5 protein-coding genes are annotated in these 7,544 nt (G+C 42.4%); 3 read left to right on the top strand and 2 right to left on the bottom strand.

Going from position 1 to position 7,544, the window contains the following annotated elements; genetic code table 11:
* Positions 1–56: 56 nt before the first annotated feature.
* Positions 57–1,382, top strand: coding sequence for a short-chain fatty acid transporter (locus HMPREF0083_RS16445; RefSeq protein WP_021622716.1), 1,326 nt, complete (start codon positions 57–59; stop codon positions 1,380–1,382).
* Between the two features lie 201 nt (positions 1,383–1,583).
* Here the strand turns inward: HMPREF0083_RS16445 and HMPREF0083_RS16440 are convergent, their stop codons facing one another.
* Positions 1,584–2,720 (bottom strand): M20 family metallopeptidase, encoded by a 1,137-nt coding sequence (locus tag HMPREF0083_RS16440; protein WP_021622714.1) that lies wholly within the window; start codon positions 2,718–2,720, stop codon positions 1,584–1,586.
* 462 nt (positions 2,721–3,182) lie between these two features.
* Between HMPREF0083_RS16440 and HMPREF0083_RS16435 the strand changes: the two genes are divergently transcribed.
* Both HMPREF0083_RS16435 and HMPREF0083_RS16430 read left to right on the top strand, forming a co-directional pair.
* Positions 3,183–4,613, top strand: coding sequence for a YfcC family protein (locus tag HMPREF0083_RS16435; RefSeq protein ID WP_021622711.1), 1,431 nt, complete (start codon positions 3,183–3,185; stop codon positions 4,611–4,613).
* Positions 4,614–4,700: 87 nt separating this feature from the next.
* The gene (locus HMPREF0083_RS16430; RefSeq protein WP_021622710.1) at positions 4,701–6,818 is read left to right on the top strand and encodes a sigma-54 interaction domain-containing protein; all 2,118 of its coding nucleotides are present in this window, start codon (positions 4,701–4,703) and stop codon (positions 6,816–6,818) included.
* 177 nt (positions 6,819–6,995) lie between these two features.
* On the opposite strand, the gene psiE is transcribed toward HMPREF0083_RS16430, so the two are convergent.
* Complete coding sequence (gene psiE / locus HMPREF0083_RS16425) at positions 6,996–7,418, bottom strand: phosphate-starvation-inducible protein PsiE (RefSeq protein WP_021622708.1); 423 nt, start codon at positions 7,416–7,418, stop codon at positions 6,996–6,998.
* Between the last annotated feature and the right edge of the window lie 126 nt (positions 7,419–7,544).

The raw sequence follows: 7,544 nt of genomic DNA, 5'->3' as shown, positions 1-7,544 counted from the left end.
TCCACCTTATGGATAATCAACAGGCGTGATAAAAGAATAAAGATAGGAGGGAATGCATGTTAACGAAAGTTGCTGATCTTTTCTCGCGTGGAGTTCGTCGTTATCTTCCAGACTCATTAGTGATTGCTGTACTGATGACCCTCTTTGTATTGGTTATCGCCCTTATCATGAATCCTTCATCACCAATGAAGATGTTCAGTGCATGGGGTGACGGTTTCTGGAAATACCGTGCCTTTACGATGCAAATGGTTCTTGTGCTTATGACGGGAATGGTGCTTGCAGCGGTTCCGTTTATTAAAAGAGGATTGGAGGTCGTGGCAGGCTGGGCGAAAACCCCGCGACAGGCTTACGTATTCACATTTCTTGTTTCAGCCGTTGCCTATTATATTAACTGGGGATTAGCTGTTGTAGTCGGAGCCATTTTTGCAAGGGAAGTTGGAAAAAGAAATGAGAAAACACATTTTCCTTTGCTTGTAGCTGCCGCATATGCACCTACGGCCCTTTATTCAGCTGGTTTATCGAGCTCCATCGGCTTAACTGTTGCTACCCCTGATCATTTTTTGGCTGATATGATGGGAGTAATCCCTACATCAGAAACCATTTTCAGTCTGCCTACTATCGTCATTTTGCTTGCACTGGCGATTACCATGCCAATTGTTATTGCTCTTATGGCCCCAAAGGAAAATATTGTACGCTATCGTCCTCCGCATGGGAAGCAAGAAGCGCAAAACGAGTCAGCAGCTGCATCAGCCGAGCCACTGACACCGGCTGAAAGATTGGAGCATGCTTCCTGGCTGGGAATCCTTATGGGGAGCGTCGGATTGATTTACGTGTTTTATGAAATTGTTAACGGAAAAGACATTAATCTTGATATTATTAATCTTGCATTTTTAAGTGCCGGTTTGTTTTTTCATCGTTCACTTGCACAATTTGCGCGTGCATTTCATGAAGCGGCTACGTCAATTTCGCCTGTTATTCTTCAATTTCCATTCTATGCAGGTATCATTGCCATCTTAGGAAGCTCAGGGATGGGTCAGGCAATTATCGATTGGATGACTGCGGTTGCCTCTAAGGATACGTTTCTTATCTTTACGTATTGGACTGCAGGTATCGTGAATATACTGGCACCTTCTGGTGGCGGTCAGTGGGCGCTTCAAGGCCCTATTCAAGTTCCGGCGGGTATGCAGTTGGGTGTAAATCCGGCTAATGTTGCCATGGCGGTCGCGTGGGGAGATGCGTGGACGAATCTTATCCAACCATTCTGGACACTGCCGATTTTAGGTGTAGTCGGGTTAGGCATTCGCGATATTATGGGCTATTGTATTTTGTTGAGTATTTGGGTGGGGGTTGTTACGTCTATCCTTATGTTTTTTCTTTATTAAGCACATATGTATTCCAAATTTCCTCCTTCCAACCACGCTACCCTGCCAAATATCAAGTGTAATTCATATAGGTGCATCTGCCCAAATAGGATGATAAGTATTTTATCGTATTGGCCGCCGAATATTTTGGTATCGAATCGCTTTACTAGAAAATGCATGGTACGTCTTTTGCGGATGTACCATGCATTTTTGTGTTTCAGATTATATTCGTAGCAACAAATTTGCCAATAGGGCGGCTCTTTTAGAAAGAGTGTTGATAAGAACATGTTCGTTTTCCGCATGAAGCCCTTCACCTTCACAGCCGAGCCCATCCAAAGTAGGAATACCAAGTGCGGCAGTGAAGTTACCGTCACTTCCTCCGCCAACCGCTGCCTCATCTAGTTCAAAGCCGAGCTCGGAGGCGATGACTTGGGCTGTATGGAACAGCTTGCCTATTTCTTCCGTACGTTCCATCGGTGGACGATTCACTTCACCCGTTACTTCGATTTTTGTACCATCCAATATCGGTTTTAATCCAAGAATTAAAGCACTTACCCGCTCTGCTTCTTCAAGGGATGATATACGCAGGTCGATGTCCGCTTCTGCATATTCGGGCACTACATTGCTGCCGGTTCCGCCTTTGACCACGCCTACATTTACAGTTGAGCCTTTTTCATAGTCGGTGAGCTCCTGCAGAAAAATTGTTTGCCGGGCCAATTCCTCAATTGCACTGATACCGTCATGATGATGGTTTCCCGAATGCGCAGCACGTCCCCATACTTTCAGTTTAAATATGCCAACACCCTTACGAGCTGTTTTTAATGCACCAGTTTTGGCTACTGCCGCTTCTGCAACCAATGCGACTTCACTTTTACGGGCTTCTTCTTCAATATATTTTCTTGAATGGATGGAACCGATTTCCTCGTCGGAATTACAGAGAAAAACGATTTTTTTATTCATGGACATCCCAAGCTCCCGTATAGCTTTAACGGCCCAAATAGCCTGGACCATTCCACCTTTCATATCGAGAATACCCGGCCCGTATGCTTTATTACCTTCTACCCTGTAGCTTAACCGGCCTTTTTCCCATACGGTATCAAAATGACCGATGATTAAAATTTGCTTCTCACCATCTCCAATGGTGAATTTGAGATGATTTCCTACTTCTTTTTCTGTGAATACTTCAGGCGTAACATCAAGATGCTTCTGAAAAAGCTCCTGCAGATAATGCCCGCATTCATCAACAAGTGCTTTGTCCCGGGAAGGGGATTCTTTTTTAACGAATTCTTCTAGGTCCTGGAGGATTTCCTGTTCGTTAGTTTGTAAATAGTTTAAAATTTTAGTTGTAGCATCAACCATATTTGTTCTCTCCCTTCTATAAAGTAAAGCTTTTATCAGTGAGCCAATTCCTTGTTTTTTCTGTCTTTTTCTCTTGTAATGGCCCAGATTAAGAGAATGATAAAGCAAAACACATATGTTGTTTCAAATAGCAAAAAGCTTGCCAATCTACTTTTTGAAACAATTTTTATTTTTAAACCTGTATGTGTTTTTATTTAGGTTTATTTTTAGGTGAGTTATTTTCCTATAAAAAAACCATAAAGAAATTAAAAGATATAAAATAGTATATTTATCGCTGTTTTGTATGACTATTCTCTTGGCATAACATTTGCAAAAAGTTGAGAATTATGAATTTGGACATATCAAACCATCAAAAAAGGAGGGAAATACAAAACATACATCCAAAGCGGAGAAAAAGGTGGTAGACAAAGCTTTATTGATTAAATCAGCAAAAAAATACTATATAGGAGGGGGCATGACTTCATGCAATCAACAGCTACAAAACTAGACAACAACGTAAAGAAAAAAGGATTTTTACGTCCTGATGCGTACGTGCTATTATTTTATGTTTTAATTATTTGTGCCATCGCCACCTATATTGTTCCTTCAGGTGCATTCGATCGGGTTAAGAAAGATGATATTACGATGACAGTGCCGGGAAGCTATCATGCTGTAGAGGCAAGCCCGATTAACCTGGTTGAATTCTTTACCGCCATCCAAACAGGCATGGTTAAAGGAGCACCACTCATTTTTCTTATTTTATTTACGGGTGGAGCATTGGCCGTTGTTGATAAAACAGGTGCTATTGATACATTTCTCAGAAATATTATTATTAAGTGTAAAGATAGGCTTCTGCTGTTGATTATACCTGTGTGCCTAATGTTTTCTGTTTTGGGGACAACCGGTATTATTGTTAATTCCGTTATTGCTTTTATTCCGCTTGGAGTCATGATAGCCAGAAGGCTAAAAATTGATGCGGTTTTTGGTGTTTCTCTTATTTACCTGGGCACTTATGCTGGTTGGAACGCATCTATTATTAGTCCGCAAACAGTCGGGCTATCCCAGCGCATCGCCGAACTCCCGCTTTTGTCTGGAATCGGTTTCCGAATTGTCATTTATCTTGCTTTTCTGATTGCTACGATTGTTTATCTTTACCTTTATGCTAGAAAAGTGCAAAAGAACTCTACCAAAAGCGTATTGGGCCTGGAGATTTTTCCGAATTCTTTAGGCGAGAGCAACGAAGAGGTCAACAATCAGGTACGTCTTTCTGCTCAACAAAAACTAATTTTGGCCTTTGCTTCGCTTTCTTTGGTGGGCTTTATCATATGTACGTTGATTTTTAAATGGTCCGAAAATGAAATGGCAGGTTTGTTTATCTTTATCGCGATTGGTTCAGGCTTGATTGCCCGCATGGGAGCCAATGAGATTGCCAAAACGTTTATGCAAGGATGTCAGAAACTCGTTTACGGAGCATTAATTGTGGGAATGGCACGAGCTGTTGTCATTATTCTGGAAGATGGACAACTTTTGGATACGATAGTGAATGGGCTTGCGACCTTATTGACGCCTTTATCGCCGATGACAGGAGCTATCGGCATGTTTATCGGAAGTGCGGCTTTGCACTTTTTGATTTCTTCCGGCTCCGGGGAAGCTGCGATGCTTGTTCCGATTCTTGTTCCATTGGCCGACTTATTGGATATTACACGCCAGGTTGCTGTACAGTCCGTCCTGTTTGGTGAAGGGGTCGTTAACTGTATCAACCCCACATCCGGCGTATTGATGGCGATTCTTGCTGTCAGCGGGATTTCATACGGAAAATGGCTGCGATTTATGGTTCCGCTAGCTGGAATCTGGTCTATTCTCTCGGTTATTTTCTTAATTATAGGTGTCCTGATGAACTGGGGACCTTTCTAAGCGACTAAAAAGAGTAGGGACTTGAAATAACGTACAAAGTATTTTACTATCAGTAAAGTATGTTATGTGTAAGGTAAGGGGAGAGGTATGAAGAAACCAGGTATTCTGCTCGTAACACGCAGCCAGAAGGTTTGCAAGACTTTTGAGAATAACCTAAACATGTTTTTCGGTTCCAAAATACAAATATATTTCCATCACGAGCATCACCCGGTGGACCCGGAAGCGATGGACAAGATAGATTTGGTTCTCCTCTCTACCAACGGCTTGCCGGAGAATTTGCCGAAAATTAGAGAGAGTGTCCCTACTCTCGTTGCAAGAAGAACGATTCATTTACCAAACTTAGAGCAATTAATGGATTTGGCCCCGGGAACGAGGGCCCTTTTTGTTACGAACAACCAGGAACTCGTTAAAGATTCGATTGCGCTTTTGCAATGCTTTGGTTTTTCGCATCTTCATTTTATTCCGTATGTTCCGAGTGAAGATACACCAGTACCGGATAAGCATGATGTTGATCTTGCGATTACGCTTGGGTTGCCTGAGCTTGTACCTGAAACGATTGAAACGATTATCGATTTGGAGAATCGGCCGATTGACTTGACCACTATTCTGGATGTCGCCCGCCTGTTACATCTTTCTGTGGAGAAGGCTCATTTCTATACGGCCGAGTTCTTGCGGGACTTTGTCCAATTGGGAAGAAATCTAGCCATCTCGGTAAATAACGAAAGACGGTTAAAACAAGAGCTGGCATCCATTCTAGATGCGGTCCATGAGGGAATCATCGGGATGGATGAGCAAGGCCGTATTACAGTTTTTAATGAAGACGCCGAAAAAATCCTCAAGCTTTCAGCCAAGAATTGTATCGGTAAAGCGTTCAGTGAAGTCATTCCCGATTTCAATGTGCAGGAGGTTTTTCGTTCTCATGCCGAGGTGTTGGACCAAGTGCTGGAGACGCGCAACCTTCATCTGCTCATCACTAAAATTCCGATGATGCTCGACGGACAGTTTATGGGAGCGGTCGTAACATTTCAGGATGTAACCAAGGTTCAACGAGTCGAACAGGAAATTCGCAAAAAGAGCATCCATCTAGGTTTGACGACCAAATACTCTTTTCATAGTATTATCGGTGTGAGCTCAGCGATTGCTTTGGCTAAGCAGACGGCAATGAAGCTTTCGAAAAGCAACTTTACGGTACTTATTACAGGGGAGAATGGCACAGGCAAGGAGGTGTTCGCCCAGTCGATTCATCGGGCATCTCTTCGAAAAGAAGGCCCCTTTGTTCCGGTTAACTTCGCCGGTTTAACAGAGAGCCTGGCTGAAAGCGAATTATTTGGCTATGAAGAAGGAGCTTTTACGGGAGCACGAAAAGGAGGGAAAATGGGTTTGTTTGAGCTAGCGCACAATGGAACCATATTCCTTGATGAAATCGGAGATGCTCCGCTTAGCATTCAGGCCTCGCTTCTGCGCGTTCTTCAAGAGCGGCAAGTCATGCGAATCGGTGGAAACCGGGTTATTCCCATAAATGTTAGGGTCATTGCCGCTACAAACCGAAATTTGCTGGACATGGTTAGAAAGGGCACATTCCGTGAGGATTTATATTATCGGCTTAATGTGTTGCCGCTTCATATTCCTTGCTTGCGGGAACGTCAGGAAGATTTCTTTATATTGATCGATTATTTTTTGAAAAGCAAAAATAAAGAGCTTGTATTCAGTGAGGAAGCAAGAAATATTCTTCTGCATTACAATTGGCCGGGAAATATCCGTGAGCTGGAGAACTTCATTAATTATTTGATGGTCATTGTTGAAGATAATCAGGTAAGACCGGAACATATTCCAGAGCGGATTGTGAATGCACAGGCTCAACATATTACGGGGGCCGCCGAATTGGCTCCGGCATCGGGAATAGAAGAAGTGAAGAATATTATTCTCGTTCTAAGCCATCATGGTTCTTTGGCAGATTATGAAGATATTCTTAATATTTTATGGATGTGCAGCAAGCGGCAGGAACGAATTGGACGAAAGATGCTACAGTCCATGCTGCCCAGACCGTTATCGGAAGCGCAAATTCGCAGCAAGCTTTCTATACTTAGCCGTTGGGGCTGTATTACGGTTGGCGTAAAAAAACAAGGGTCACAAATTACCCCGCTGGGAATACAAGTGCTTCAAAGTATCCAGAAAAAGCAAAAGCGGTTGGCAGATCATATGTAAGAAGATTCACCGCCAAGGTTAATACTATATACATTTGATTTGATAAACCGACACACTGGCTTTTCTTCTGCCGGAGCGCAGGGCGCGTCCACCCTCTTCTTTTTTCCGAATTTCCTTCTTCCAGCCACGTTATCATGTCAAACTATCAAGTGTAGCTTATATATAGATGCGGTGAGGTTATGGCTTTTTCCGACGTAAGGGCGTTGAATTTATAATGTAATAGCCGATGATCAAAACGAGAATTACGCAAGCATATAGTAGCGTATGTAACGGATTATCATGATGGACGATAATAAGGCGGATCATTGCCGTAATTCCGATATACAAAAAATAACGAAGCGGAAAGTGGTAGTTTTCCTGAAAGTATTTTGCAATCATGGCGATGAACTCAAAATACAGGAAGAAAACAAGGATGCGTTCCAGCAGGTGATGAATGGGTGCCTCATCGCGCAAAATGAAAAACTGAATGAAGTAAATAATTTCTTTCAGAAGCAAAACGCATAAAATTCCTACTAGAAAAACAAGTGCCGTATTTAATATAAACTGCAACACGGTAGGAATATTAGGAAGCGACCTCGTACCTTTACTTTGTGATAGCATTCATACTCCTCCTGAATCGTGTTCTGCCTTTTATTATGGCAAAAAGTGTGGAGGAATGTATTAAAATGTATAAAGCTTTATTAGAATTTTACAATCAAGGGTGTTGATTATCCAGTATGATCCAGA

Origin of the sequence: Aneurinibacillus aneurinilyticus ATCC 12856, from assembly GCF_000466385.1 — a bacterium.
Lineage (GTDB): Bacteria > Bacillota > Bacilli > Aneurinibacillales > Aneurinibacillaceae > Aneurinibacillus > Aneurinibacillus aneurinilyticus.
This window is presented reverse-complemented; position numbering and strand designations above follow the sequence as displayed.